Consider the following 26,323-nt stretch of genomic DNA (forward strand, 5'->3'; position numbering starts at 1 on the left):
AAGCCTTGTAGGTTTTCCCGTGCTTTGCGCTACAATGAATAACGCCTGCCGGGTCGGTTCGTGTCGGCGGCGTTTAACAACAAAAAACGAACCTTCGTTATGGGCCGGCAGAACCGGTCCATTCCCATGAGGAAAGAGATGGAAGAGTTTCACAAGGTCCGGCGTCTGCCGCAATACGTCTTCGAACAGGTCAACCGTTTGAAAGCGAGCGCGCGAGCGGCCGGGGCCGATATCATCGATCTCGGCATGGGCAATCCCGACCTTCCGACCCCGAAGGCCATCGTCGACAAGCTTTGCGAGGTCGTTCAGGACCCGCGCACCCATCGTTATTCCTCGTCCAAGGGCATTCCCGGCCTTCGCCGCGCGCAGGCAGCCTATTATGCCCGCCGTTTCGGCGTGAAGCTGAACCCCGACACGCAGGTCGTCGCCACGCTCGGCTCCAAGGAAGGCTTCGCCAATATGGCGCAGGCCATCACCGCACCGGGTGACGTGATCCTGTGTCCGAACCCCACCTATCCGATCCATGCCTTCGGCTTCCTGATGGCGGGCGGCGTTATCCGTTCGATGAATGTCGAGCCGGATGACAGCTTCTTCGGACCGCTGGAGCGCGCCGTGCGCCACTCCATCCCGAAGCCGCTGGCGCTGATCGTCAACTACCCGTCGAACCCGACGGCGCATGTCGCCTCGCTGGATTTCTACAAGGACGTGATCGCCTTTGCGAAGAAGCATGAGATCATCGTGCTTTCCGACCTTGCCTATTCGGAAATCTATTTCGACGAAAACAATCCGCCGCCTTCGGTTCTCGAAGTTCCCGGCGCAATCGACGTTGCGGTGGAGTTCACCTCCATGTCGAAGACCTTCTCCATGCCCGGCTGGCGCATGGGCTTTGCCGTCGGCAACGAGCGGCTGATCGCGGCGCTGACGCGTGTGAAGTCCTATCTCGATTACGGCGCCTTCACGCCGATCCAGGTTGCGGCGACCCATGCGCTGAACGGTGACGGTTCCGACATTGCCGAAGTGCGCAATGTCTATCGCCGCCGCCGCGATGTGATGGTCGACACCTTCGGCAAGGCCGGTTTCGAAGTTCCGCCGCCGGCGGCGACGATGTTCGCCTGGGCGAAGATTCCGGAAAAATTCCGCCATCTCGGCAGCCTGGAATTCTCCAAGCTTCTGGTCGAGAAGGCAGATATTGCCGTTGCTCCCGGCATCGGCTTTGGCGAGATGGGCGACGATTACGTCCGTCTCGCGCTCGTGGAAAACGAGCATCGAATTCGTCAGGCAGCGCGCAATCTGAAGCGTTTCCTGTCGAGTGCAGACGAAACGATGCATAACGTCGTTTCGCTCAACGCCCACAGATAAGGGCAACCCAAGGCGGCCGGGTGCCGGCCGCCACCATCAACAGCAATCAGGAACATACCCATGGCAGATTCATTGAGAATCGGCATAGCGGGGCTCGGCACTGTCGGCGCTTCGCTCGTGCGCATCCTCCAGCAGAGAAGCAACGAACTTGCGATTACCTGCGGACGCGCGATTGAGATTATTGCCGTGAGTGCGCGCGACCGTTCGCGCGACCGTGGCATCGATCTTGCGGGTATTACCTGGTTCGACACGCCCGAGCAGCTGGCGAGCGAAGCGGAGATCGACGTGTTCGTCGAACTCGTCGGCGGTGCTTCCGGTCAGGCGGAAAATGCGGTGCGCGCCGCACTTGCACGCGGTCTCCATGTGGTGACAGCCAACAAGGCGCTGCTGGCCAAGCACGGTGTGGAACTGGCGACCATTGCCGAAGACAAGGGCGCGCTTCTTAATTTCGAAGCGGCGGTAGCCGGCGGTATCCCCGTCATCAAGGCACTGCGTGAATCCTTGACCGGCAACCATGTGTCGCGCATCTACGGCATCATGAACGGCACCTGCAACTACATCCTGACCAAGATGGAGAAGGAAGGGCTGTCCTTCGAGGCCTGTCTGAAGGAAGCGCAGCGGCTGGGTTATGCCGAAGCCGATCCTGCCTTCGATATCGAGGGCAACGATACCGCCCACAAGCTGGCCATCCTGACGACGCTTGCCTTCGGCAACAAGATTTCGGCCGATGACATCTATCTGGAAGGCATCACCAATATCTCCAGCGAGGACATTCAGGCGGCCGCCGAGCTCGGTTATCGCATCAAGCTTCTCGGCGTGGCGCAGGTGACCGAATCCGGCATCGAGCAGCGCGTGCATCCGACCATGGTGCCGCTCGATTCCGTTATCGCCCAGGTGGATGGCGTGACCAATGCGGTGGCGATCGAATCCGATATTCTCGGCGAATTGTTGATGGTTGGCCCGGGTGCGGGCGGCAACGCCACGGCGTCTGCCGTACTGGGCGACATTGCCGATATCGCCAAGAGCCGTCCGGGCGCCCAGCAGGTGCCGGTTCTCGGCCGTCCGGCGAAATCGCTGACGGAATACCGCCGCGCCAAGATGAAGAGCCATGAGGGCGGTTATTTCATTCGCCTGACGGTGAAGGATCAGGCCGGCGTCTTTGCCTCCATCGCCACCCGCATGGCGGATAACAACATCTCGCTGGAATCCATCGTGCAGCGCCAGCGCGTGCATGTGGAAGGCGCGCCGCAGACCATCATTCTCGTTACCCATGCGACGATGGAAGATGCGATCCGCAAGGCCGTGAAGGCGATCAAGAACGAGAAATATCTCGTCAGCGAGCCGCAGGTCATCCGTATCGAGCGGACCTGAGACGCTTCGTGATCTTGATGTTATCGAGGGCCGCGCTTCCGGATGGAGGCGCGGTTTTTCGTTCTATGGCTGCCCGCATCGTGTCGGTAGTCTCGCGCCCATAAAATTTGGGGGGACGGCGTCGGAAGCGCTGGAAAACAAGGCGATTCGGCACTATGGTTAATCCTGTTCACCAAGCGAGGGAGGCGTGGCCGTGACATCGATCATCCTGTTCAAGGACAATAAGCGCGCAGGCTTTGCGGCCGCCCATCACCGGGCGCGGCCTCACAATGCCAATGACAATATTCGCAGCATGGAATTCGATATGGGGAAGCATGAGCGCAACTGGTGTTCGCTTGCCGTGTTCTCACTGCTGCTGCTTGTTGGCGCTGTCTCGATCGTCAGCCCGTTTTTCTCGATTTTTTCGGTGTGAATCCTCATAAGCGCGTTTTTGCTTGAAAAACGCGCCATCGCCATTTAGCCCGTTTTAAAGCGCGATTGGGCGCATGACAGGATGAATGGACAGCATGGCAATGATGGAGCCGGCCGATACCGTGGCCCGCGCGTTTCTAAGCGTGGAGCGGTCGGCGACAGAACAGCGCTGGGTCTCGCGGCTGGATCAGGCCGGGCAGAACCGTGCGCTGGCGATGTCCCAGATCCACGCCATTCCAGAACTGATCGCACGGGTGCTTGCCGGGCGCGGTGTGGGTGTTGATGACGCCCTGGCGTTCCTCGATCCGACCATCCGTTCCCTGATGCCCGATCCGCATGTGCTGACCGATTGCGAAAAGGCCGCCAAGCGGCTGGTGCGGGCCATCGAGACAGGCGAGAAGGTGGCGATCTTTGGCGACTACGACGTCGACGGCGCTGCTTCCTCCGCTTTGATGTACCGGTTTCTCGCGCATTTCGGTCTGACACCGGAAATCTATATTCCCGACCGCATTTTCGAGGGCTATGGGCCGAACCCGGCGGCGATGCAGCAGCTTGCCGCCAATGGTGCGACGCTGATCGTGACGGTCGATTGCGGCTCCACCAGCCATGAATCGCTGAAGGCTGCCAAAGATGCGGGAACGGATGTGGTGGTGATCGACCACCATCAGGTCGGCACGGAGCTGCCGCCGGCCGTGGCGCTGGTCAATCCCAACCGCGAGGACGATCTTTCGGGGCAGGGGCATCTCTGTGCCGCCGGCGTGGTATTCCTCGTGCTGGTGGCCACCCTGCGGCTGTTGAAAGAGAAGCGGCACAGGCAGGCCTTCACGCTCGATCTGCTGTCGCTTCTCGATATCGTCGCGCTTGCCACCGTGTGCGATGTGGTGCCGCTGAAAGGGCTCAACCGCGCCTATGTGGTAAAGGGGCTGATTGCCGCGCGCCATATGAACAATGCCGGGCTTGCCGCCTTGTTTAAGAAGGCGGGGCTGGGCGGGCCGGTGACGCCCTATCATTTCGGTTTCCTGATCGGGCCGCGCATCAATGCCGGCGGCCGCATCGGCGACGCTGCGCTCGGCAGCCGTCTCCTCACCATCGACGATGCTTCGCAGGCCGAAGTCATTGCCGAGAGGCTGGATGAGCTGAACCGCGAGCGACAGGCCATGGAAGCGGCCATGCTGGCGGAAGCCGAAGCGGAGGCGCTGTTCGAATATGGCGACGGCTCGGGTGCGGGCGTCATCGTTACTGCGCGTGAAAACTGGCATCCCGGCATTGTCGGTCTGCTTGCCTCGCGTCTGAAGGATCGCTTCCGCCGTCCCGCCTTCGCCATTGCCTTCGATCCCTCCGGCAAGGGCACCGGTTCCGGCCGTTCGATCAACGGCTTCGATATGGGTCGCATGGTGCGCGCTGCCGTGGAGGCCGGCTTGCTGGTCAAGGGCGGCGGTCACGCCATGGCGGCCGGCCTGACGGTGGAGCGCGCCAATCTCGGCAAGCTCAGGACTTTCTTCGAGGAAGCGGCGGCAAAGACCGTGAACGAGCTGGTGGAAAGCAGCGTGCTGAAGATCGACGGCGCTATCGGCGCGTCGGGCGCGACATTGCAGCTTGTCGACCAGCTGGAGCAGGCCGGTCCATATGGCTCCGGTCATTCGCAGCCCATCTTTGCCGTGCCGGCGCATCGTCTGCGCGATGTGCGGCTTGTGGGTACAGCTCACGTCAAGATCACGCTGGAGGCCATGGATGGCTCGCGGCTGGACGGTATCGCGTTTCGCGCCGCAGAAGCGCCTCTGGGGCAGATGCTGCTGAATGCGCGTGGCAGGAACATTCACGTCGCAGGCACCGTGGGCGCCGATCTCTGGCAGGGCCAGAGGCGCGTTCAACTGCGCGTTCTGGACGCGGCATTCGCGCCCTGACTTTGCGCAATGACAGGGCCTTCCAGCTATATTGGAATTTCACCGGACACCGGCCCAGGCGAGTGGATGAGACACAACGAGACTTCTTTACGCGATGCGTGAAGATTTTCGTGCAGGCAGCTGATTTTTAAGGAGAAGCAAGTGGCACGCCCTAGGGGAGTCGAACCCCTCTTTTCAGAATGAAAATCTGACGTCCTAACCGATAGACGAAGGGCGCGTGCGCTTGTGGTGTGGCGCCCTTATAGTCAGGCTCCGGTTGGTCCGCAAGCGGAAAAATTGATTTTTCTCGCTTCGTGACGAGTTTTTTTATGGAGGCCGGAAGGGCTGTGGAAAACTGCGCCCGAACTGGCCAAGGCCTTGAAATATCGCCCCTATCGCTGCGCGTCAGTAATGGCCCCATGTCTTGCGGGAGGCGGGGGACGCAGTCTCTAACCCTTAGCTGGCAAAGGCGGCCGGGGGGAGAGCTGAAGGGGAAAGGCAAGCCGGTCGATTTGCCTGTTGGCGTTTCGTCCGGCTTGCCTTCCATCGGGGGGGACAGCATTCTAACGTACCCGACGGGAATCGGTTCCGGCACATTGATCACGCGTGACGAATTTGCCAGCTGATGCAATGTTGTCATATTCTGAAGGGGGAGAACACGAAGGCAAGTGGCACGCCCTAGGGGAGTCGAACCCCTCTTTTCAGAATGAAAATCTGACGTCCTAACCGATAGACGAAGGGCGCGTGCGCTTGTGGTGTGGCGCCCTTATAGTCAGGCTCCTGAAGGTCTGCAAGCGGAAAAATGCATGATTTGACAAAAAAATGACATGGGCCGCCAGAAGCCCTGAAAAACAAGGATTCCTGTTTCGTAACAAATGGTTAAACTGTGACGCCGCGCCCATTTTCGTGCTCTTGGCGCTTCGAAAGCGGTGGAATCACGGAATCGAAATCGTCGCGCTCGTGCATGGAGATAAAGATTTCAGCAGGTCTCCAGAAACGAAAACGGGGCCGAAACGGCCCCGCTCGATATACATGTCGATCGCAGTCTCAGTGCAAAATCTGGCTGAGGAACAGCCGGGTGCGCTCGTGCTGCGGGTTGTCGAAGAATTCGGCGGGCGAGTTCTGTTCGACGATCTGGCCCTGGTCCATGAAGATGACGCGGTTTGCCACCTGGCGGGCGAAGCCCATTTCGTGGGTGACGCACAGCATGGTCATGCCGTCTTCGGCAAGGCTCACCATGGTGTCGAGCACTTCCTTGACCATTTCCGGATCGAGCGCCGAGGTCGGCTCGTCGAACAGCATGATCTTCGGCTTCATGCAGAGCGAGCGGGCAATCGCCACGCGCTGCTGCTGGCCGCCGGAGAGCTGGCCGGGATATTTGTTCGCCTGCTCGGGGATCTTGACGCGCTTCAGATAGTGCATCGCCACTTCTTCGGCTTCCTTCTTGGGCATCTTGCGAACCCAGATCGGCGCCAGCGTGCAGTTTTCGAGGATCGTCAGATGCGGGAAGAGGTTGAAGTGCTGGAACACCATGCCGACTTCACGACGCACCTCATCGATCTTCTTAAGGTCGTTGGTGAGTTCGATGCCATCGACATTGATCGTGCCCGACTGATGTTCTTCAAGACGGTTGATGCAGCGGATCATGGTCGATTTGCCCGACCCGGAAGGACCGGCGATAACGATGCGTTCGCCCTTCATGACCTTCAGGTTGATATCGCGCAGCACGTGGAAGTCGCCATACCACTTGTTCATGCCGATGAGTTCGATCGCCACGTCCGTAGTCGAGACGGTCAGTTTTTTTGCTTGGGTTTCTGCCATTTGAGCGTCCCTTATCGTTTATGCCCGGTGTCGAGGTGCCGTTCCATGAACAGCGAATAACGCGACATGCCGAAGCAGAATATCCAGAATACGAAGCCTGCGAAAATATAGCCAGTCATGGCGGTGACGGGCGTGGCCCAGTTCGCATCCGATTGGTTGAGTGTGACAATGCCGAGCAGGTCGAACATGCCGATGATCGAGACCAGCGACGTGTCCTTGAACAGCCCGATGAAGGTGTTGACGATGCCCGGAATGACGAGCTTCAGCGCCTGCGGCAGCACGATCAGCCGCGTCTTCTGCCAGTAGTTCAGGCCGAGCGAATCCGCACCTTCATATTGTCCCTTAGGAATGGCCTGCAGGCCGCCGCGGATCACCTCCGCCATATAGGCCGAGGAGAACAGCGACACGCCGACGAGCGCGCGCAGGAACTTGTCGAAGGTCCAGCCGTCGGGCAGGAACAGCGGCAGCATGATGCTGGCGAAGAACAGGACGGTAATCAGCGGAATGCCACGAATGACCTCGATGAAGAGCACGCAGAGCATCTTGATCACCGGCAGGTTCGACCGCCGGCCGAGCGCCAGAAGAATGCCGAAGGGGAGCGACACCGTGATCCCGAAGAACGACAGGATGAGGGTCACCATCAGGCCGCCCCACAGCTGCGTTTCCACCTTCGGCAGACCGAAGACGCCGCCGATGAGCAGGAAGAACGCAATGAAGGGCAGGATGATGAAAAGCGCCAGCGCATTCAGTCGCTTGAACGGCGCTTTTGGAATCAGCATCGGTATAAGCAGGATGGCGAACGTCACCATCACCAGGATGGGACGCCAGCGTTCGTCGATTGGATAGCGGCCGAAGACGAATTGGCCGAGCTTTGCCGAAACGAAAGCCCAGCACGCACCGGACTGGCCGTCCGGCAGCGCGCCGCCCTGCGAAGCGGTCAGGCAGGCGATACGATCGCTGCCGGTCCATACCGCGTCGATGAACAGCCACTTGATGATCGGCGGCACCAGATAGGCGAGCAGGGCAAGGGCGATAACCGTGAGAACGGTGTCCTTAGGCGTGGCGAAGAGTTTGGTGCGCAGCCAGTGGCCGAAGCCGACGGCGCTCGAGGGCGCGGGTTTGGCGTCCTCGATGGTCTGTCGCACGAATGCGTTATTGCTGATCGTCATCGTTATCGCTCCACCAGGGCCATTTTCGCATTGAACCAGTTCATGACCACGGCCGTGAGCAGGGACAGCGAGAGATAGATGACCAGCCAGATTGCAACGACTTCGACTGCCTGTCCCGTCTGGTTCAGGATCGTGCCGCCGACCGAGACGATGTCGGCGAAGCCGACAGCGACCGCAAGCGAGGAGTTCTTGGTCAGGTTGAGATACTGGCTCGTCAGCGGCGGGATGATGATGCGCATCGCCTGCGGAACGACGATCAGGCGCGTCGTGGTGCTGGAGCGAAGTCCCAGTGCATCCGCAGCTTCCGTCTGACCCTTCGCCACAGCCTTGATGCCGCCGCGAACGATTTCGGCGATAAAGGAAGCGGTGTAGAAGGAAAGCGCCAGGAACAGCGACATGAATTCAGGTGCGACAACCGCGCCGCCGGAGAGATTGAACCGCCCGGCAATCGGATAGTCGAATGTCAGCGGCGCCCCCAGCGCCAGAAACGTCGCCAGCGGCAGGCCGATGATGAGAAGCGTCACCGTTATGCCGGTGCGGAACTGCTGTCCGGTTCTTTCCTGTCTGGCCTTTGCCCAGCGGTAAACGAAGACGCTGAGAACGATGGCGACCAGGAAGGCCAGCGGCACGAGCCAGGTGCCTTCTCCCCACAGCGGCTTGGGATAGAAGAAGCCGCGATTGTTGAGGTAGGCTCCAAGCGGAAGCTCGAGCGACTCGCGCGCCTGCGGCAGAACCGAGATGACGCCCTTGTACCAGAAGAAGATGACGAGCAGCGGCGGGATGTTGCGGAAGATTTCCACATAGGCCTGCGCGAGTTTCGAAATCAGCCAGTTATTGGACAGCCGGGCGATGCCGACGATGAAACCGATGATCGAGGCGGCGATGATGCCGAAAAATGCAACCTGGATCGTGTTGAGAATGCCAACGAGCAATGCCCGGCCATAGGTCGCGTCGCTGGTATAAGCGATCAGCGACTGGCCGATATCGAAACCGGCTCTTCCGTTGAGGAAGCCGAAGCCGGACGAGATGTTTGACCGTTGAAGATTGGTGATCGTATTCGTCACGATGATCCAGACGAAGGCGGCCAGGACGACGACTGTCAGGACCTGATAAAAAATGCCGCGTATGCGTGGATCGTAGATAAGTGACGACGCGCTTTGCGCGCGCGATCGTTGCGAACTGACCGCGTTGCCTGCCATAGGCACCTTTCCCTTTTATGTGCTCTTTGCGAGCTTATTTATATAATTTGAAGCGGAGGCCGGGCGTTGCCCAGCCTCCTTATGATCTAGCGGGTAATGGGGCCGATCAACGGACCGGCGGTGCGTATTGCAGGCCGCCCTTGGTCCACAGCGCGTTCTGGCCACGCTCGATCTTCAGCGGAGAGCCAGCGCCGACGTTGCGGTCGAAGACTTCGCCGTAGTTACCCACCAGCTTGATGATGTTGTAGGCCCAGTCGTTGGTCACGCCGAGATCGGTACCGATCTTGGTGCCTTCTTCCGTGCCGAGCAGGCGCTTCACATCCGGATTGGCGCTGTTCTTCTGCTCATCAACATTCTTGGAGGTGATGCCAAGCTCTTCGGCGTTGACCATCGCATAGTGAACCCAGGTCACGATGTCGAACCACTGGTCGTCACCCTGGCGAACGGCCGGGCCAAGCGGTTCCTTGGAGATGACTTCCGGCAGAACGACGTTTTCGTCCGGGTTCTTCAGCTTCAGGCGGATCGCGTAAAGGCCAGACTGGTCAGTGGTGTAGACGTCGCAACGGCCAGCATCATAAGCAGAGGTCGCGTCGGCTTCCTTTTCGAAAACCACCGGGTTGTACTGCAGATTGTTGGTCTTGAAGTAGTCGGCGAGGTTGAGCTCCGTAGTCGTGCCGGTCTGCACGCAGACGGCAGCGCCGGAAAGCTCAAGAGCGGACTTCACGTTGAGGCTCTTCTTGGCGATGAAGCCCTGGCCGTCGTAGTAGTTGACGGTACGGAAGTTGAAGCCCAGCGACGTGTCGCGGCTGATCGTCCAGGTGGTGTTACGGGTCAGAACGTCGACTTCACCGGACTGGAGAGCCGGGAATCGGTCCTTGCTCGAAAGTGCGACGAACTTGGCTTTCGAAGGATCACCGAAAACCGCAGTGGCAATACCACGGCAATAGTCCACGTCGATACCGGACCATTCGCCCTTGTCATCGGGATTGGAGAATCCCGGAATGCCGGCGCTGACGCCGCAGGTGACGAAACCCTTGCCCTTCACATCCTGAAGCGTCGCAGCCGAAGCGACCGAGGCTCCTCCCAAAACTGCTGCGCCGATGGCGGCCGACAGAATTGCCTTTTTCATTTTTCCCAACCTTTGTTTGTTATCGTCACTTGGAAGGGGACCGGCATGTTTGTCTTCCCCAGCTCCCCCTTCGGCGAGATCTTTTTCGATCCGCTTTTTCTATCACAATCGCAATTGGCAGCGGGGTCAAGACGTGCGGGCAATAATTGTGCCTATAAAACGGAATTTTCCAAATTTTGGTCGGGAAGTGTGCAAAGGGTGAAAATATAAGCATATTTTTGCGGAAATTTGCACTTGCACAGTATTTGTATACTTCTTGTATTCTGATTGGCGATGCGTTAATCCGACCTGCCCAGGCGTCCCTGCGGGACTTGACCTTGCGTTGCGCTCTTAGCATTGTCGCACGCGTCAATGTTCCTTCGAAAGCTGATCTGAAATGACCAAGACAAATGACCTGCTTTCCGCCGCAGGTGTGAATACGCGCCTGACCCATGGCGGCAACGATCCCGCGGACTGTTTCGGTTTCGTCAATCCGCCCATCGTGCGCGGTTCGACCGTGCTTTTTCCCGACGCGGAGACGCTTTCGACCGAAAACCAGAAATATACCTATGGCACGCACGGCACGCCGACGACGGATGCTTTGTGCAATCTCGTCAACGAGCTGGAAGGGTCTGCCGGAACCATTCTCGTGCCCTCGGGCCTTGCGGCCATCACCGTGCCGTTCCTTGCCTATCTCGGCGCCGGCGATCATGCGCTGATCGTCGATTCCGTCTATTTTCCGACGCGCCGTTTCTGCAACACGATGCTGAAGAAGCTCGGTGTCGAGGTGGAATATTACGACCCGGCAATCGGGGAGGGCATTGAGGCTCTCATCCGGCCAAACACCAAGCTGGTACATCTGGAAGCGCCGGGCTCCAACACCTTCGAGATCCAGGATGTCAGGCTGATCACCGATATCGCTCACCGCCATGATTGCGTGGTGACGATGGACAATACCTGGGCGACTCCGCTTTATTTCAAGCCGCTCGATTTCGGCGTCGATGTCTCCATTCACGCCGCCACCAAATATCCTTCGGGTCATTCGGATGTGCTGATGGGGTTCGTTTCGGCCAATGAAAAGCACTGGAAGGCGCTTTATCAGGCCAATACCAATCTCGGCATCTGCGTCACCTCCGACGATGCCTACCAGATCCTGCGCGGCATGCGCACCATGGGAATAAGGCTGGAGCACCACCAGAAAAGCGCGCTCGATATTGCCACATGGCTGGAGAGCCGTGACGACGTCGTCCGTGTGCTGCATCCGGCGCTGCCGAGCTTTGCCGGGCACGAACTCTGGAAGCGCGATTTCAAGGGCGCAAGCGGTGTCTTCTCCTTCGTGCTGAAGGCGGAAGAAGGCAAATACAAGCAGGCGGCGGCCGCCTTCCTCAATGCGCTGACCTTCTTCGGGCTCGGCTATTCCTGGGGCGGATACGAATCGCTTGCCGTTTCGGTGTCGCTTGTCGACAGAACCATCGCCAAGGGCCCCTCGGAAGGGCCGGTTATCCGCCTACAGATCGGGCTTGAGGATATCGCCGATCTCAAGAAGGACCTTGAGGCCGGGTTTGCGGCTGCGGCCGGGGTTTGACCTCAGCCTTTGGCACGATAGCCGTAGAGCCAGTCGAAGTCGTTCAGGAAGGCTTCGGTGGGGCGCGTGGAAAACACGAAGTCCCGCGCAATACGCACCGGGCCTCTCGCGTGATAGGCAAAACGATTGAGAGAGGCCCGCTTGCGGGCCTTTTCTATGCGCGGCAGGCGCAGGGCCTCGAAGCTGGCAAGGGCCTGCGGCAAGGGCAGGGGCTTTTCGGCATTGCCGCCTGCCGTCGCTCCCGCAAGTTCGAAAGCATCCTCTATCGCCATGGCCGCGCCCTGTGCGGCGAAGGGCATCATGGCATGCGCCGCATCGCCGATCAGCACCGTGTCGCGGCCATTGTGCCAGCGGCCTGGGCCGGCCTGATAGAGCGGCCAGAAAGTCGGATTCTCTGACGAATCGAGCAATCGGACGATATCCGGGCTGAAGCCGCGAAACTGTTCCATCAGCATGGCTTTCTGCCGCCCGCTCGATTCCGCCCGCCAGGTTGCTCCGGGATCGGCACCGAGCGCGATGGCGACGATGTTGAAACCGCCGACTTCCTTCAGCGGATAGGCGACGATATGGCCGCCGGAACCGAGATAGGCGGTCACTGCGCTCTTGTTGATGGCTGACGGCACCTCATTTGCGGCAACGGTGAAGCGCCAGGCAATATTGCCGGAGAAGGTGGCTGTGGGGGCGGAAGGGACCGCGAAGCGGGCCGCCGACCAGACGCCGTCCGCGCCGACGATCAGATCATGGTCACGGAAGGTAGTTGCGGCAATCACGTCCACCGTCGCGTTTTCGATGCGCTTGCCGAGATGCAGGCGGCAGAGCGGGTTTCGTGTCACCGCCTGGAGAAGCGCATTCTGCAGCGTCGAGCGGTGCAGCACGCCATAGGGTGCGCCCCAGCGTTTGCGCGCCACCGCGCCCATCGGCAGCGAGAGCAGCGTGGCAAGCGATTTTCCGGAGGCGAGTTCAACGCTGACCGGTTCGGTCCAGCGCTCTTCGATTTCCGGCAGCACGCCGAGTTCGGCGAGAATGCGGGCGGCATTGGGCGAGAGTTGCAGGCCTGCGCCCACTTCCGTCAGCTCACCGGCCTGTTCGATAATGTCACAGTCGACACCGTACCGGGCAAAAGAAAGGGCAGCGGTGAGACCGGCGATGCCGGCACCGACAATGGCTACGGATTTGATGGGCATTGGTGCGCCCCGATCAGGAAAAGTGGAAGGTCAGGCGGCCTTCACATGGAAGACGCAGCCCGGAGGATTGGTCTGCTCGGCCTTCAGCGACGGATTGTAGCGGTAAAGGGTGGAGCAGTAGGAACAGACCTTCTCGTTGTCGTCGCCCATATCGATGAAGATATGCGGATGATCGTAAGGAACGGAAGCGCCGGTGCACATGAATTCCTTGACGCCGATCTCGATCATGCGGTGTCCGCCATCGTTCTGGAAGTGGGGAATGGAATGCCCGGCCATGTTCGTCTCCAAATGCAATATCGTTATCGAGCCGCAATCCGTCTTCGCGTGCCGGCTCGTCGTTGCGGATATGTAGCCTCAAACGCATTGCATCTCCATAAAAATCGTCAGCAAAACATGTTCAACATTGCTAATTCCTGCCATATGGTCCGGCAAAAAGGATGTCCTTGATGAATCTCAACACGCCGCAGTTTTCCGATTTTTCCCATGACGGCCTTCGCCTTGCCTATTTCGACGAGGGCGATCCGGCGGGCGAACCGGTTCTGCTGATCCACGGCTTCGCCTCCAGCGCCAATGTCAACTGGGTGCATCCCGGCTGGCTGAAAACACTGGGGGATGCGGGCTACCGAGTGATAGCCATCGACAATCGCGGCCACGGCGCAAGCGACAAGCCGCACGATTCCGAAGCATATTATCCTCCGGTCATGGCCGATGATGCGGTGGCGCTGCTCAACCATCTCGGCATCGCCGAAGCGCATGTGATGGGCTATTCCATGGGCGCGCGCATCTCCGCCTTTCTGGCCATGGCGCATCCGGAGCGCGTGCGTTCGCTGGTCTTCGGCGGGCTCGGCATCGGCATGGTCGAAGGTGTCGGCGACTGGGACCCGATTGCCGAGGCGCTTCTCGCACCTTCGCTCGATGTCGTCACCCATGAGCGCGGCCGCATGTTCCGCGCCTTTGCCGACCAGACGAAAAGCGACCGGCTGGCGCTGGCCGCCTGTATCGAGACGTCGCGGGTTCTCGTCACCCGCGAACAGGCTGAGAAAATCGATGCGCCAACGCTGATCGCGGTTGGAACGAAGGACGACATCGCCGGTTCCGCTGCGGAGCTTGCCGCGATCATGCCGCATGCGCGGGCGATCGATATTCCCGGCCGCGACCACATGCTGGCCGTCGGCGACCGGGTGTTCAAGGCGGCGGTGCTGGAATTTTACCGCTCGCTTTGATCAGAAGCATTTTCAGGAAAAGCGAGGCCCGGTTTTCCGTCCGGAAATGTGGCAACGCTGAGGGCGCGGCAAGAAACGGTTTTTCATGCTGCATGAAGAAAAACTGAAGCCTTGCCGCCTTTAAAGTCGTCATTCGAATCCCATTTCTAATGCACGTCTTTTTCTGTATAAAGAACGACCACTGCAAACGAGGAGACCATTCATGGTCGCACGTACCGAGGCCCGTCAGCCCGAACAGCTGGCGATCGTCGATCCCATCTGGGGCAGCCTGCTCAATGAAGCCCGCAGCGCCGCGGCACAGGACCCGCTGCTTTCGGCCTTCCTTTATTCGACGATCCTCAATCACCGGTCTCTCGAAGAATGTGTGATCTACCGCATCTGCGAACTCCTCGATCATCCCGACATGCAGGCCGTGCTTCTGCGCCAGACCTTCCAGGACATGCTGGATGACTGGCCGGAATGGGGAAGCGTGCTGCGCGTCGACATTCAGGCCGTTTACGACCGCGATCCGGCCTGCACGCGCTTCATGGAGCCGCTCCTCTATTTCAAGGGGTTTCAGGCCATCCAGACCCACAGGCTCGCCCACTGGCTGCTGCAGAAGGGCCGTAAGGACTTCGCGTTTTATCTGCAGAGCCGCTCTTCGAGCATTTTCCAGACAGATATCAATCCGGCCGCGCGCATCGGGAAGGGCATCTTCCTCGATCATGCCACCGGGCTGGTGGTCGGTGAGACGGCCGTGATCGGCGACAACGTCTCCATCCTTCACGGCGTCACGCTCGGTGGCACCGGCAAGGAAGGGGCGGACCGCCATCCGAAGATCGCCAATGGCGTGATGATCGGGGCGGGGGCGAAAATCCTCGGCAATATCGAGATCGGCAGCTGCTCGCGCATCGCCGCCGGCTCGGTGGTGCTGAAGCCGGTTCCGCCCAAGACGACCGTTGCCGGCGTGCCGGCGCGTGTGGTGGGAGAAGCAGGGTGTTCCGAACCCTCGCGCCTGATGGACCAGCTTATCGGGGCCGATATCTGACCGGCCCTGTCGCGCCCCGATGGGGCCGGCATTTTCATGGTCGTCCGTGTGGAAGACACGGATGACTTGCCGCTTTCACTTTACTTTGGCCTTTGTCCCATGCCAAAAGCGGGCCAACGCGAACCGCACAGGAGAATAGTGGTGAAAGCCGACGAAATCAAAAAACTCGACGCCTATTTCAAGCGCACCTTCAATCCGACGATGGTGGTCAAGGCGCGTCCGCGCAAGGACGATTCCGCCGAAGTGTATCTTGGCGAAGAGTTTCTCGGCGTCGTTTATATCGATGACGAAGACGGCGACCGCTCCTACAACTTCTCCATGGCGATCCTCGACGTCGATCTGTGATCGTCACCATCCGGTGACGGATGGAGTTTCGTACTGAACCAGTCGCCCGTGGCGGTTACGCCGCGGGCGATTTGTTTTTTCGGCTGCTGACCTGCATCATCAGACGGTTTTCCGGCCGCAAGGTGACCCGCATCAGCGGCTCGGTATTTGCCGGGCTTTTGTTCCTGAGGTGGTCGTTCTGCAAAAGCACGGCGAGGATTGCGACAGCCTCCATCATGGCAAAGGCATTGCCGATGCAGACGCGCGGGCCAGCGCCGAAGGGCATATAGGCATAGCGGTGGCGCGCCTTGACCTTTTCGGGCTCGAAGCGCGACGGGTCGAAGCGGTCGGGTTCTTCCCACAGCGTCGTGTGCCGGTGGACGGCGTAGATCGGCACATAAAGAACGGTGCCGGCCGGGATATCGTGTTCGCCGAGCCTGAAGTCCTGCAATGCCGTGCGTGTCACGACAGGGGCGGGCGGGTAAAGCCGCATCGCTTCCGAAAATACCTGTCTGGTGTAGGTCAGGCGGGCGATATGGTCGGCCGCGACCGGTTCACCGGCGGTAACGGCTTCAATCTCGTCGATGACCTTGCGCTCCACGTCGCTGTTTTGCGAGAGCAGATGGAAGGTCCAGGCAAGGCCTAGGGCCGTGGTTTCATGACCGGCGGTGATGAAGGTCAGGAGATTGTCGATGATTTCCGTGTCGCTCATCATGCGCCCCGTTTCCGGATCTTTCGCTTCGAGCAGCATGGAAACCAGATCGTTCCTCTCGATCGGATTTTGTCGCCTTTCGGAAATGACGGTTGCAAGGCTGGAGCGAAGATAATCCACCGCCGCGCGCGCCTTGCGCCGGCCCGGATGCGGAAGCCATTCCGGTGCGCCCAGCATGGCGAGTGCGAAGGTCCAGCCCGTGGGTTTCAGATAATCGGTGATGCTTTGCTCGACGCGGGCTATATCGATGCCGTGGCCGCCGGACATCATGGTTTCGACGATGATATCGAAGGTCGTCCGCATCATCTCATGGCCGATATCGATGTCGCCGGCGGGCGATGCGTGCCAGCGCTGTTGCGTGCGGCGCGCGGCGTCGATCATGACCGGCAGCAATTCCAGCAGCTTCTCGTGCCGGAATGCTGCGGCGACGGATTGCCTTTGCCACTTCCAGTGATCGCCATCGGCCGTCAGAAGTCCCTGGCCGAGCGCGGGGCCGAGGGCGCGGCGCACATCTTCGCCCTTGCCGAGCAGATGGGCGTTCTTGACAAGCGCCTCATGAATAAGCGCGGGATCGGCAAGATGAACCCGCATGACGCCGCCGAGACGGGTAAAGACCGCCGGCTCGCTGAAAATTTCCGGCGGCAGAGCCTTCAGCGGATTGCGGATGAGCGACAGCGCGACGCGAGCGGTTGCGAATTTGGAGACGGGAGCGATTCCGGGCGTATCCGGGGAGGCGGTGCGAAGGTCGGTTCCGGTCATTTTACAGGTCCTTTGTCCGCGTTGAACACTTACATTTCCTGTTAAGGTGTATACCTTATTGTGGGTATTTAAGGTGCATACCTTAGATTTCAATGGTCGGGTTCGAAATCAATGAAGAAAAGCAGTACCGCGCGGACGGCAGCACGTCCCACACGCCAGAGAATTCTCGACGCCGCTCTTACTCTGTTTAACGAGCGCGGGCCTGACCATGTGACGACCGCCGAAATCGCAAGGGCGGTGGAGATCAATGAGGGCAATCTCTATTATCACTTCCGCACCAAGGAAGCACTGGTTCTAGCGCTGTTTGCCCAGTTCGAAGCCGATGCGCTGGCAATTGTCGGAAAGATTGACGGGGCCGATGAGGGAGCGGCGGCAACCTATGCCGGTTTTCTGCGGCTCTGGTTTTCGCTGGTGTGGGACTACCGGTTCCTGTTTCGCGATCTGGTCGGTCTTGTCTCTTCCGCCCCGGCGCTGGTGGAGCCCGTGCGAACCATAAGCGCCGCGATGCGCCTTGCCGTCGGCGATATCGTCGCGCGCATGGAGAAAGCGGGCCTCGCCGCGATACCGGAGGAAGAACGGCCTGCCGTTTTGACGAACCTATGGATCGTCTCCACCTATTGGGCGTCCTATCTCAACCTTCAGGAAGGCATCACCGAGTTCGGTCCGCCGCAGCTGGACTGGGGATTGAAGCAGGTCTCAAGCCTGTTCAGGCCCTATCTCTCCCCGGAAGCGAAAGCCGAGCTGGAGGCGCTGCTGGTAGGGGAGCCGTAAGTTTCACCGGGTAGTGACAGGGCCGGAAAACAGGGACGCCCGCGACGATATCCGTCGCGGGCGCCTTTACAATTATCAGCCATATGCCGCTGAAGTATCAGGCAGCCTTCAAGAGATCGCCATGCGGATCGAGGACGAACTTGGTGGCCGCGCCCTGATCGAAGCTTTCATAGCCCTGCACTGCATCGTCGAGCGCGATGATCTTGGCGTTGACGATATCGGCAATCGGCAGGCGGTCGTGCAGGATCGCCTGCATGAGCTGGCGGTTATATTTCAGCACCGGCGTCTGTCCGGTGTGGAAGGATTGCGCCTTTGCCCAGCCGAGGCCGAAGCGCAGCGACAGGCTGCCCTGTTTCGCCGCCGCATCGACTGCGCCGGGGTCTTCGGTGACATAGAGGCCCGGAATGCCGATGGAGCCGGCGGCGCGGGTGATTTCCATCATCTGGTTGAGAACGATGGCCGGCTGTTCGCCGCCCGCATGGCCGCGCGCTTCGAAGCCGACGGCGTCGATGGCGCTATCCACTTCGTTGGTGCCGACGATTTCGGCGATCATGTCGCCCAGCCGGTCGCCCTTGGAAAGATCGACGGGTTCAAAACCGACTTTTGCCGCGTGCGCAAGGCGATCCTTGTTGAAATCGCCGATCATGACGACCGCAGCACCCAGAATGCGGGCGGATGCGGCGGCGGCAAGGCCGACCGGGCCGGCGCCCGCGACATAGACCGTGGAGCCGACGCCGACGCCCGCCTTGACCGCGCCATGGAAGCCGGTCGGCAGAATGTCGGAGAGCATTGTGAGGTCGCGGATCTTCGACATCGCCTTGTCGCGGTCCGGGAACTTCAGCAGGTTGAAATCGGCATAGGGGATGGTGACATAACGGGCCTGTCCGCCGATCCAGCCGCCCATATCGACATAACCATAAGCACCGCCGGCGCGGGACGGGTTCACCGTCAGGCAGACGCCGGTATCCTGCGACTTGCAGCAGCGGCAGCGGCCGCAGGCGACGTTGAAGGGCACGGAGACGATATCGCCGATTTCCAGCATTTCGACATCGACGCCTTTTTCGATGACTTCGCCGGTGATTTCATGGCCGAGGACGAGGCCCGGCATCGCCGTTGTGCGGCCGCGCACCATATGCTGGTCGGAGCCGCAGATGTTTGTGGAAATGACCTTGAGAATGACGCCGTGCTCGATGCGGCGGCCATCCGGCGCCTCAAGCTTCGGGTCATCGATATCGCGAACCTCGACCTGACCCGGCCGCATGTAGACGACGCCTCTATTCCTGCTCATATCCATCTCCTCCATGGTTTGAACACCGTACCTGTCCGCTCCTCCGGAAACAGGTGACTCCATGGGTGCAGCAAACCATGTGAGGGGAGATGTGGCGTTCGGGAATACGACACGCGGTGTGGTCGTAACGACACCGCGTTTCGCCCGATGTCACGGTGGCGTTATCTGTCGAGCGGTTTTCTGAGGCGGCCGGCGGCGTCCTGAATATATTGCCAGGCGACACGGCCCGAGCGGCCGCCGCGCGTGGTCGCCCATTCCAGCGCCTCGTGATGCAGCGTTTCGCGGTCAAGACCCAGATCGAAATGCGCCGCATAGCTGTCGATCATCGTCAGATAATCTTCCTGGCCGCATTTGTGGAAACCGAGCCACAGGCCGAAACGGTCCGAGAGCGAAACCTTCTCCTCCACCGCTTCCGAAGGGTTGATGGCGGTGGACTGCTCGTTTTCCATCATGTGGCGCGGCAGAAGATGGCGGCGGTTGGAGGTCGCATAAAACAGCACATTGTCCGGCCGGCCTTCGATGCCGCCGTCGAGCGCCGCCTTCAGCGATTTATAGGCCGTATCGTCATGGTCGAAGGAGAGGTCGTCGCAGAAGACGATGACGCGATGGCCGGAGGCCTTCAATATATCGAGCAAAGCGGGCAGGGTGTGGATGTCCTCGCGGTGCACTTCCACCAGTTTCAGCGAAACGCCGCTTGCCGCGCGCACATCTTCGTGAACGGCCTTGACCAGCGAGGATTTGCCCATGCCGCGCGCGCCCCACAACAGCACGTTATTGGCGGCAAAACCTTCCGCGAAACGCAGCGTGTTTTCGTGGAGAATGTCGCGGACATGATCGACGCCACGGATGAGCTTCAGGGCAATGCGGTTGGGGCGGGGAACCGGCTGGATAAAGGAGTTGACTGGCGCCCAGACGAAACAATCGGCCGCATTCCAGTCGTTTACGGCGGGCGCCGGTCCGGCCAGACGTTCCACGGCGATGGTGAGCCGGCGCAGTTCTGAAAGAAGCAGGGAGGCCGTTTCTTCTCGAATCATGGTGTTTCTTCCGCTTGTCTGGTGTTCAAAACTCTGTTTTGCGCCCGGCCTAGCATGGCGTTTCAGGCCCATAAAGGTTAAGAGGTCCGGAATCGGTACGGCGTGGGCCCTGCATCTGTTGCAATCCCGGCGTTCCCCACTATATTCCGGCGGCTTGAAAGCTGGGGCGGCATCCAAGGTCGTGCCGTAATTCTGAGGAGTTTTATATGTTCATTAGTCAAGCTTTTGCCCAGGACGCAGCGGGCGGCGCATCGGCCTTCGGTTCCGGCCTTGAAATGCTTTTCCTGTTTGCGCCGCTTATGGTGGTCTGGTACTTTTTCCTTATCCGCCCGCAGCGCGCGCAGATGAAGAAGCGCCAGGAAACGCTGACCAATATTCGCCGTGGCGATCAGGTCGTTCTCGGCGGCGGCATCGTCGGCAAGGTGACCAAGGTCATCGATGACAATGAACTCGAAGTCGAAATCGCCGAAGGCGTGAAAATCCGTGCCGCCCGTGCCTACATTGCCGAAGTGCGTGTGAAGGGCGAAGTGGTCAAGACGGAAGCCGCTTCCTGATCCTGCCGGATTATCGAATGCCCGATTGCGAATTTTGACGGGTTGCGCAAAGCGCTACCCCAACCCTGACCGAGATCGAAATGCTTCATTTTTCCCGTTGGAAAACAGTCTTCATCTGGCTGCTTGTGCTGGCAAGCGTCTTCATCGCCTCTCCCAACCTGTTTACGGACAAACAGCTGGAGGGCATGCCTGCCTGGTATAAGGACAACAAGGTAACGCTCGGTCTCGACCTTCAGGGCGGTTCGCACATCATGCTCAAGATCGAGCGTTCCGACATCGTCAAGGAACGGCTTGAAACGATCGTGGGCGATGTGCGCACGCAGCTTCGCGACGCCAACATCCGCTATTCGGGGCTGACCGGCAACGGCCAGCAGATTCAGGTCCGCATCAGCGATCCCGCTCAGGTGGAGGCCGCCAAGAACGCGCTTCGCGACCTGACGCAGCCGGTGTCCGCCGGCACGCTGGTCGGCGGCTCCATCACCGAAGTGACGATGAATGACGGCGGCGACAATCTGCTCAGGCTCAACCTGACGGATGAAGGCATCGACTACCGCCTGTCATCCGCCGTTTCGCAATCCATCGAAGTCGTGCGCCGTCGCGTTGACGAAGTCGGCACCACCGAGCCGCTCATCCAGCGTCAGGGTTCGGACCGCATCATCGTGCAGGTGCCTGGCCTTCAGGATCCGCAGCGCCTGAAGTCGCTTCTGAACCAGACGGCAAAGCTCTCCTTCCGCATGGTCGATACGACGATGCCGGTGCAGGAGGCGATGAACGGCCGTCCGCCCGCGACCTCCGAGGTTCTCTATTCGCAGGACGATCCGCCGGTTCCCTATCTGGTGGAACGTCGCGCGCTTGTTTCCGGCGACAATCTCGTCGACGCGCAGGCAAGCTTCAACCAGCAGACCAACGAGCCGGTTGTCACCTTCCGCTTCGACAGCCGCGGTGCGCAGCGCTTCGCGCAGGCGACGCAGCAGAATGTCGGCAAGCCTTTCGCCATCGTGCTCGACAATCAGGTCATCTCCGCACCTGTCATCCGTGAGCCGATCATCGGCGGTTCGGGGCAGATTTCCGGTAATTTCTCGGTACAGGGCGCGAACGACCTTGCGGTTCTGCTGCGCGCCGGTGCGCTGCCGGCCACGCTGACCGTGGTTGAAGAACGCACGGTCGGCCCGAGCCTCGGTAACGACTCCATCACCGCCGGTCTGACGGCCAGCGCCATTGGCGCGGTCGGCGTCCTCATCTTCATGTTCGTCTTTTATGGCTTCTTCGGCCTGCTGGCGAATATCGCCCTCATCGTCAACGTCGTCATGCTGCTTGCGGTGCTGAGTGTTATCGGATCGACGCTGACCTTGCCGGGTATTGCCGGTATCGTCCTGACCATCGGCATGGCCGTGGATTCGAACGTTCTGATCTATGAGCGAATACGCGAGGAGGTGAAGAGCGGCAAACCGCTGATCCAGTCACTGGATAACGGCTTTACCCGCGCCTTCGCCACTATCATCGACGCCAACCTGACGACGCTGATCGTCGCAAGCGTGCTGTTCTACATGGGTACCGGCCCGGTCAAAGGCTTCGCGGTTACGCTGGCCGTCGGTATCATCACGACCGTCTTCACGGCCTATACGCTAACAGCGTGGATGTTCGGCTACTGGGTTCGCCGCAGCCGTCCGAAACACCTGCCGAAGGGTGTCCGCACCGCCATGTTCGACGGTCGCGACATTCCCTTCATGCGTTATCGCCGCGTGGTGTTCATGATCACCGGCGCCATCATGCTCGCCTGCGTCGGCGGTTTCGTGGCCAAGGGTCTGAACCTCGGCATCGATTTCCAGGGCGGTTCGGTCATCGAAGTGCGCGCCAAGCAGGGTGAAGCCGATCTGGCCGATATTCGCGATCGTCTGAACCAGCTCAACCTCGGTGAAATCCAGGCGCAGAATTTCGGTACGCCGCAGGATGTTCTCATCCGCATTCAGGCGCAGGACGGCGGCGAAAATGCTGAGCAGTCCGCCATCACCATGGTACGCGGCGAGCTTGAGGACAAATACGACTTCCGCCGCGTGGAAGTGGTGGGTCCTGCCGTTTCCGGCGACCTGACCGTTACCTCCACCATCGGCGTTATGCTCGCCATGGCGGCGATCATGGTCTACATCTGGGTTCGCTTCGAGTGGCAGTTTGCACTCGGCGCGGTCATCTCCATGGTGCATGACGTTGTCTTCACGATCGGACTGTTCGTCTTCCTGGGGATAGAGTTCAATCTGACCAGTATCGCGGCGATCCTGACGATCATCGGTTATTCACTGAACGACACCGTCGTCATCTACGACCGTGTCCGTGAAAACCTCAGGCGATACAAGAAGATGCCGCTTTCCATGATCATCGACGTGTCGCTGAACCAGACTCTGTCGCGTACGATCCTTACCGGTCTGACCGTACTTCTGGCACTGCTGGCACTGTATCTCTTCGGCGGCGAGGTCATCCGTTCCTTCACCTTCGCCATGCTGTTCGGTGTCGGTATCGGCGTGTTCTCCTCGGTCTACATCGCCGCTCCGGTGCTGATCGCCTTCAAGCTGCGTCCTGATAGCAAGGATGCGGAAGACGAGAAGGACGACAAGAAAGAAAACAACACCGGCGCCATTGGCGGCAAGCCTGCCGTCTGATGGCCGGCGGGATTGAAATACGCCCGGCCCATTTTCCCGGCCGGGCGCCCATCGATGCCTATGGCAATGGCGGGTTCCGTTTTGCCGACATGTCGCATCGCGGTTCGCTTCTGCTCCTGCCTTCGGGCATCTATGGGTGGGAGCCTGTCGATGCGAAAGAACTGACGGTCGGACATTTCGAAAAGGTTCTGGCGGAAGCGCAGGATATCGAAGTGCTGCTGATCGGCACGGGCGACGGCATGCGGGTTCTGCCGAAGGAATTGCGCGCCGCCTTCAAGGAAGCGGGCATTTCCGTCGACCCGATGAGCACGGGTGCTGCCGTGCGCACCTATAACATCATGCTGTCGGAATCGCGTGCCGTGGCCGCGGCGCTGATTGCCGTCGAAGGCTGACAGGACGTTTCGCGCGGGGAACCATGGCACCCACAGAAAATCTCGACGTCTGCCTCGCGACGCTGCGCGATACCGATCGCGACCGCTATCTCGCCTGTCTTCTGTCGCCTGCCGACAGGCGTAATGCGCTTGCGGCGCTATACGCCTTCAATGCCGAAATTGCCCGCATCCGCGATTCCGTGCGCGAAGCGCTGCCCGGCGAGGTGCGCATGCAATGGTGGCGCGATCTTCTCGACGGCAATCCACATGGCGACAGCCAGTCCCACCCGGTGGCTGCAGCGCTTTTGACGACCATCGAGCACTATCGCCTGCCGCGCCCGGTTCTCGCCAATATGATCGAGGCGCGCATCTTCGATCTCTATGACGACCTGTTCGAGGATCGCAATGCGCTGGAAGGCTATGCCGGAGAGACCGCATCCGCATTGATCCAGCTTGCAAGCCTCGTGCTTTCCGCTGAAGACGCCGCATCCAGCGCGGAGGCGGCAGGGCACGCGGGCGTGGCGCAGGCCATGGCGGGCATGCTGCTGCTCATGCCGCTGCACCGGCGTCGCGGGCAGGTCTATATTCCCGCCGATATGCTGGCTGCGGCCGGGCTCGACCGCGAAACATTTCTTGAAGGGCAGGACAGGCAGCGCATCGGCATCGCCATCGAAATTTTCGCGGCCCATGCGCTGGATCATATTGAGAAGGCGAGACGCGCGAAGATTTCAAAAAATGTCTTTGCCGCCTATCTTCCCGTCGCCCTGTCCGGGCCGGTCATCGCCGCCGCCCGTAAGGCTGGGAGTGGCGTATTCGACGGCGACCTGCAGCTGTCGCAGCTTCGCCGGCAATGGCTGCTGGCAAAGGCTTCCCTCCTCAAGCGTTTCTGATGGCACGGATCGCGCCAGACTGCGAAACGACGTCGATCCCACAAAGCCACACTTCACACAAGCCTCGGTCTATATGAACCTGAACCGGGTTCGCATCGTTTCGATTCGCGAGTCTTGATGTTTCGATGCTGAGGGAGCGTCCCGGATGAGTATTGCGATCTGGATTATCGTTTTCGTGCTGCTTTCGGTCTTCGCTGTTTATGCCTGGCGCATGTCGCGGGCGACGGATGAGGATAACAGTCATGATGTGGGGCAGGCGATCATGGATTTCGCCCGCGCCTTTCCCAATGAGGCGATCAGAAGTCTGCATATGACGGCTGATGGCGGCGCAGCCTTCGTGCGGCTGCACGACAACAAGGCCGGCTTCATGCGCAATATGGGATCGCATTATGTGTGCGTGATGATCGATCCCGAGCGCATCCGGGTCGAAAGTCTTGAAAGCGGTGACGGTTTCGTTGTCACCTTTTTCGACATGCCGAAATATAGCGCCTCATACCGGTTCAAATCGGCCGGAGAGGCGGCCGAGGTTTCCCTCTGGCTGCTCGGCAGTCTCGTGGAGGCGCAGGACCATCACGACGAAGGCCCGCTGCCCTCGAACGGTTGAGGCACGTCAGGTGTCGGCTGTCACTGCCCGTCAAGCGGCGGGGTCGCACCGGCCTGCTGGCGCTCGCGCCAGATGATGAACAGGCCGGATGCGACGATGATGAGGATGCCGAGCCATTTCGACGGCGTCGGGAAGTCCGAAAACAGCGCATAACCGAGAATCGTCGCCGAGATGATCTCGAAATACTGGAACGGCGCCAGCAGAGAGAGCGGCGCCAGCCGGAAGGCCCTGACAATCAGCAGGTGCATGTAGCCGGATATCGATCCCAACAATACAAGCAGGGCAAGTGCGAAGCCGGATTGCGGCAGCGAGACGGCAAAATCCTTGTCGCCCAGCGCATCGCCGGCGAAAAGTGCCGCCCCCATGAACACGGTTCCCGCCATGCCGGACATTGTCTGCATGACCAACGGGCTGTCGGCATCGCCGATGGCGCGGTTCAGGAAAAGGTAGAGCGTATAAAGAAAGGCGCAGGCGACTGGCAGGAGCGACGTCCAGCCGAAGATTTCGAAGCTGGGCTGTATGACGATCAGCGCGCCGCCGAACCCGACCACAATCGCCGTCCAGCGCTTCCAGCCCACCTTGTCGCCGAGGAAGAGGGCCGACATCATCGTCAGCATGAAAGGTTCGACGAAATAGATCGCGAAGACATCGGCGAGCGGCATGTATTTGACGGCGGCGAAAAACATCAGGCTGGCCGAGGCGTGCAGGACGCCGCGCAGGCAGTTCATCCACGGCCGCTTGGCGCTGAACAGCGCCCTGGGCGACACCACGAGCAGCAGCGGCAGGGTGCAGAGCACCTGGAAAAAGAAGCGGTAGAAGGTCACCTGCGCCGGCGACATGCCGCCGCTCACCGCCATGTATTTGGCAATCGCATCCATGACCGGCAGCACCAGCATGCAACCCGCCATGATGGTCATGCCCTTGGCGATATCGTTGAAACCGGTCTGGCTGGTCATGGATCGGGGAGTCATGGGTCAGGCTGCGCTTTCGACCAAAAGGTCCGACGGGAGAGGGGACGCCCG

General features: G+C 60.0%; 24 protein-coding genes and 2 tRNA genes. 14 read left to right on the forward strand and 12 right to left on the reverse strand.

Translation table 11 applies throughout. The annotated features are described in order from the left end of the window. Positions 1-138 precede the first annotated feature (138 nt). The 4 genes from PIB16_RS17595 to recJ all read left to right on the forward strand — a co-directional run bounded on the left by PIB16_RS17595 (position 139) and on the right by recJ (position 5,045). Positions 139-1,359 carry an LL-diaminopimelate aminotransferase gene (locus tag PIB16_RS17595; protein ID WP_035260789.1) on the forward strand — a complete coding sequence of 407 codons (1,221 nt, stop codon included), beginning with the start codon at positions 139-141 and terminating at the stop codon, positions 1,357-1,359. A gap of 60 nt (positions 1,360-1,419) precedes the next feature. Continuing rightward, entirely contained in the window at positions 1,420-2,730 is a 1,311-nt protein-coding gene (locus PIB16_RS17600; protein ID WP_080856383.1) for a homoserine dehydrogenase, read from the forward strand. 187 nt (positions 2,731-2,917) lie between these two features. After that, on the forward strand, positions 2,918-3,142 hold the full coding sequence (locus PIB16_RS17605) for a hypothetical protein (protein WP_161987935.1): 225 nt from the start codon (positions 2,918-2,920) through the stop codon (positions 3,140-3,142). Positions 3,143-3,236: 94 nt separating this feature from the next. Next, positions 3,237-5,045, forward strand: a complete 1,809-nt coding sequence (gene recJ / locus PIB16_RS17610; protein ID WP_271046137.1) for a single-stranded-DNA-specific exonuclease RecJ — start codon at positions 3,237-3,239, stop codon at positions 5,043-5,045. A 142-nt stretch (positions 5,046-5,187) separates the two neighbouring features. Here the strand turns inward: recJ and PIB16_RS17615 are convergent. The 6 genes from PIB16_RS17615 to PIB16_RS17640 all read right to left on the reverse strand — a co-directional run bounded on the left by PIB16_RS17615 (position 5,188) and on the right by PIB16_RS17640 (position 10,342). Then, positions 5,188-5,262 (reverse strand) — tRNA-Glu (locus PIB16_RS17615). Positions 5,263-5,693: 431 nt separating this feature from the next. After that, positions 5,694-5,768, reverse strand: a tRNA-Glu gene (locus tag PIB16_RS17620). A 303-nt stretch (positions 5,769-6,071) separates the two neighbouring features. Beyond that, a complete protein-coding gene (locus PIB16_RS17625; protein WP_003524857.1) occupies positions 6,072-6,845 on the reverse strand; it encodes an amino acid ABC transporter ATP-binding protein in 774 nt (257 codons plus the stop codon). A gap of 11 nt (positions 6,846-6,856) precedes the next feature. Continuing rightward, complete coding sequence (locus PIB16_RS17630; protein ID WP_142845528.1) at positions 6,857-8,014, reverse strand: amino acid ABC transporter permease; 1,158 nt, start codon at positions 8,012-8,014, stop codon at positions 6,857-6,859. A 2-nt stretch (positions 8,015-8,016) separates the two neighbouring features. Beyond that, entirely contained in the window at positions 8,017-9,213 is a 1,197-nt protein-coding gene (locus PIB16_RS17635; RefSeq protein ID WP_065655014.1) for an amino acid ABC transporter permease, read from the reverse strand. Between the two features lie 106 nt (positions 9,214-9,319). Beyond that, a complete protein-coding gene (locus PIB16_RS17640) occupies positions 9,320-10,342 on the reverse strand; it encodes an amino acid ABC transporter substrate-binding protein (protein WP_065655015.1) in 1,023 nt (340 codons plus the stop codon). 376 nt (positions 10,343-10,718) lie between these two features. Here PIB16_RS17640 and PIB16_RS17645 point away from each other — a divergent pair, with 376 nt between their 5' ends. Continuing rightward, positions 10,719-11,906, forward strand: a complete 1,188-nt coding sequence (locus tag PIB16_RS17645) for a cystathionine beta-lyase (RefSeq protein ID WP_125145669.1) — start codon at positions 10,719-10,721, stop codon at positions 11,904-11,906. A gap of 2 nt (positions 11,907-11,908) precedes the next feature. Here PIB16_RS17645 and PIB16_RS17650 read toward each other — a convergent pair whose 3' ends face one another. Both PIB16_RS17650 and PIB16_RS17655 read right to left on the reverse strand, forming a co-directional pair. Then, positions 11,909-13,090, reverse strand: coding sequence for an FAD-dependent monooxygenase (locus tag PIB16_RS17650; RefSeq protein WP_271046064.1), 1,182 nt, complete (start codon positions 13,088-13,090; stop codon positions 11,909-11,911). A 30-nt stretch (positions 13,091-13,120) separates the two neighbouring features. Further along, positions 13,121-13,366, reverse strand: a complete 246-nt coding sequence (locus PIB16_RS17655) for a zinc-finger domain-containing protein (RefSeq protein WP_035261222.1) — start codon at positions 13,364-13,366, stop codon at positions 13,121-13,123. Between the two features lie 170 nt (positions 13,367-13,536). On the opposite strand from PIB16_RS17655, the gene PIB16_RS17660 reads away from it, so the two are divergent. The 3 genes from PIB16_RS17660 to PIB16_RS17670 all read left to right on the forward strand — a co-directional run bounded on the left by PIB16_RS17660 (position 13,537) and on the right by PIB16_RS17670 (position 15,685). Further along, positions 13,537-14,313 carry an alpha/beta fold hydrolase gene (locus tag PIB16_RS17660; RefSeq protein ID WP_271046065.1) on the forward strand — a complete coding sequence of 259 codons (777 nt, stop codon included), beginning with the start codon at positions 13,537-13,539 and terminating at the stop codon, positions 14,311-14,313. Between the two features lie 202 nt (positions 14,314-14,515). After that, positions 14,516-15,340 (forward strand): serine O-acetyltransferase, encoded by an 825-nt coding sequence (cysE, locus tag PIB16_RS17665; protein ID WP_065115719.1) that lies wholly within the window; start codon positions 14,516-14,518, stop codon positions 15,338-15,340. A 141-nt stretch (positions 15,341-15,481) separates the two neighbouring features. After that, a complete protein-coding gene (locus PIB16_RS17670; protein ID WP_003524869.1) occupies positions 15,482-15,685 on the forward strand; it encodes a DUF3126 family protein in 204 nt (67 codons plus the stop codon). Between the two features lie 55 nt (positions 15,686-15,740). Here the strand turns inward: PIB16_RS17670 and PIB16_RS17675 are convergent, their stop codons facing one another. Next, positions 15,741-17,135, reverse strand: coding sequence for a cytochrome P450 (locus PIB16_RS17675; RefSeq protein WP_271046066.1), 1,395 nt, complete (start codon positions 17,133-17,135; stop codon positions 15,741-15,743). A gap of 111 nt (positions 17,136-17,246) precedes the next feature. Here PIB16_RS17675 and PIB16_RS17680 point away from each other — a divergent pair, with 111 nt between their 5' ends. Continuing rightward, on the forward strand, positions 17,247-17,906 hold the full coding sequence (locus PIB16_RS17680) for a TetR/AcrR family transcriptional regulator (protein ID WP_271046067.1): 660 nt from the start codon (positions 17,247-17,249) through the stop codon (positions 17,904-17,906). A 97-nt stretch (positions 17,907-18,003) separates the two neighbouring features. On the opposite strand, the gene fdhA is transcribed toward PIB16_RS17680, so the two are convergent. Next, positions 18,004-19,194 carry a formaldehyde dehydrogenase, glutathione-independent gene (fdhA, locus tag PIB16_RS17685; RefSeq protein ID WP_003524961.1) on the reverse strand — a complete coding sequence of 397 codons (1,191 nt, stop codon included), beginning with the start codon at positions 19,192-19,194 and terminating at the stop codon, positions 18,004-18,006. 161 nt (positions 19,195-19,355) lie between these two features. After that, the gene (locus PIB16_RS17690; protein WP_003524963.1) at positions 19,356-20,228 is read right to left on the reverse strand and encodes an ATP-binding protein; all 873 of its coding nucleotides are present in this window, start codon (positions 20,226-20,228) and stop codon (positions 19,356-19,358) included. A 206-nt stretch (positions 20,229-20,434) separates the two neighbouring features. Here PIB16_RS17690 and yajC point away from each other — a divergent pair, with 206 nt between their 5' ends. From yajC to PIB16_RS17715, 5 genes are all read left to right on the forward strand, one after another. Next, the gene (yajC, locus tag PIB16_RS17695; RefSeq protein WP_003524964.1) at positions 20,435-20,782 is read left to right on the forward strand and encodes a preprotein translocase subunit YajC; all 348 of its coding nucleotides are present in this window, start codon (positions 20,435-20,437) and stop codon (positions 20,780-20,782) included. A gap of 80 nt (positions 20,783-20,862) precedes the next feature. Beyond that, complete coding sequence (gene secDF, locus PIB16_RS17700; RefSeq protein WP_269827690.1) at positions 20,863-23,436, forward strand: protein translocase subunit SecDF; 2,574 nt, start codon at positions 20,863-20,865, stop codon at positions 23,434-23,436. After that, a complete protein-coding gene (locus PIB16_RS17705) occupies positions 23,436-23,828 on the forward strand; it encodes an Mth938-like domain-containing protein (RefSeq protein ID WP_003524967.1) in 393 nt (130 codons plus the stop codon). Before secDF ends, PIB16_RS17705 begins: the two co-directional genes overlap by 1 nt. 23 nt (positions 23,829-23,851) lie before the next feature. After that, positions 23,852-24,697: a phytoene/squalene synthase family protein gene (locus PIB16_RS17710; RefSeq protein WP_078053017.1), complete on the forward strand. Its 846-nt coding sequence runs from the start codon at positions 23,852-23,854 to the stop codon at positions 24,695-24,697. Between the two features lie 145 nt (positions 24,698-24,842). Next, entirely contained in the window at positions 24,843-25,301 is a 459-nt protein-coding gene (locus PIB16_RS17715) for a hypothetical protein (protein ID WP_078053016.1), read from the forward strand. A 20-nt stretch (positions 25,302-25,321) separates the two neighbouring features. Here PIB16_RS17715 and PIB16_RS17720 read toward each other — a convergent pair whose 3' ends face one another. Beyond that, positions 25,322-26,257: a DMT family transporter gene (locus tag PIB16_RS17720; RefSeq protein WP_271046138.1), complete on the reverse strand. Its 936-nt coding sequence runs from the start codon at positions 26,255-26,257 to the stop codon at positions 25,322-25,324. Between the last annotated feature and the right edge of the window lie 66 nt (positions 26,258-26,323).

The organism is Agrobacterium sp. ST15.13.015 (assembly GCF_027871645.1).
Taxonomy (GTDB): Bacteria; Pseudomonadota; Alphaproteobacteria; order Rhizobiales; family Rhizobiaceae; genus Agrobacterium; species Agrobacterium leguminum.

Bases quoted from the DNA above. Each gene is read 5' to 3' on its own strand.
- secDF (WP_269827690.1), top strand. From the start codon at position 20,863: ATGCTTCATTTTTCCCGTTGGAAAACAGTCTTCATCTGGCTGCTTGTG.
- PIB16_RS17680 (WP_271046067.1), top strand. From the start codon at position 17,247: ATGAAGAAAAGCAGTACCGCGCGGACGGCAGCACGTCCCACACGCCAG.
- PIB16_RS17645 (WP_125145669.1), top strand. From the start codon at position 10,719: ATGACCAAGACAAATGACCTGCTTTCCGCCGCAGGTGTGAATACGCGC.
- PIB16_RS17595 (WP_035260789.1), top strand. From the start codon at position 139: ATGGAAGAGTTTCACAAGGTCCGGCGTCTGCCGCAATACGTCTTCGAA.
- PIB16_RS17715 (WP_078053016.1), top strand. From the start codon at position 24,843: ATGAGTATTGCGATCTGGATTATCGTTTTCGTGCTGCTTTCGGTCTTC.
- yajC (WP_003524964.1), top strand. From the start codon at position 20,435: ATGTTCATTAGTCAAGCTTTTGCCCAGGACGCAGCGGGCGGCGCATCG.
- PIB16_RS17660 (WP_271046065.1), top strand. From the start codon at position 13,537: ATGAATCTCAACACGCCGCAGTTTTCCGATTTTTCCCATGACGGCCTT.
- PIB16_RS17625 (WP_003524857.1), bottom strand. From the start codon at position 6,845: ATGGCAGAAACCCAAGCAAAAAAACTGACCGTCTCGACTACGGACGTG.
- fdhA (WP_003524961.1), bottom strand. From the start codon at position 19,194: ATGAGCAGGAATAGAGGCGTCGTCTACATGCGGCCGGGTCAGGTCGAG.
- PIB16_RS17600 (WP_080856383.1), top strand. From the start codon at position 1,420: ATGGCAGATTCATTGAGAATCGGCATAGCGGGGCTCGGCACTGTCGGC.
- PIB16_RS17630 (WP_142845528.1), bottom strand. From the start codon at position 8,014: ATGACGATCAGCAATAACGCATTCGTGCGACAGACCATCGAGGACGCC.
- PIB16_RS17705 (WP_003524967.1), top strand. From the start codon at position 23,436: ATGGCCGGCGGGATTGAAATACGCCCGGCCCATTTTCCCGGCCGGGCG.
- PIB16_RS17635 (WP_065655014.1), bottom strand. From the start codon at position 9,213: ATGGCAGGCAACGCGGTCAGTTCGCAACGATCGCGCGCGCAAAGCGCG.
- PIB16_RS17640 (WP_065655015.1), bottom strand. From the start codon at position 10,342: ATGAAAAAGGCAATTCTGTCGGCCGCCATCGGCGCAGCAGTTTTGGGA.
- PIB16_RS17650 (WP_271046064.1), bottom strand. From the start codon at position 13,090: ATGCCCATCAAATCCGTAGCCATTGTCGGTGCCGGCATCGCCGGTCTC.
- PIB16_RS17720 (WP_271046138.1), bottom strand. From the start codon at position 26,257: ATGACCAGCCAGACCGGTTTCAACGATATCGCCAAGGGCATGACCATC.
- cysE (WP_065115719.1), top strand. From the start codon at position 14,516: ATGGTCGCACGTACCGAGGCCCGTCAGCCCGAACAGCTGGCGATCGTC.
- PIB16_RS17675 (WP_271046066.1), bottom strand. From the start codon at position 17,135: ATGACCGGAACCGACCTTCGCACCGCCTCCCCGGATACGCCCGGAATC.
- recJ (WP_271046137.1), top strand. From the start codon at position 3,237: ATGGCAATGATGGAGCCGGCCGATACCGTGGCCCGCGCGTTTCTAAGC.
- PIB16_RS17710 (WP_078053017.1), top strand. From the start codon at position 23,852: ATGGCACCCACAGAAAATCTCGACGTCTGCCTCGCGACGCTGCGCGAT.
- PIB16_RS17690 (WP_003524963.1), bottom strand. From the start codon at position 20,228: ATGATTCGAGAAGAAACGGCCTCCCTGCTTCTTTCAGAACTGCGCCGG.
- PIB16_RS17655 (WP_035261222.1), bottom strand. From the start codon at position 13,366: ATGGCCGGGCATTCCATTCCCCACTTCCAGAACGATGGCGGACACCGC.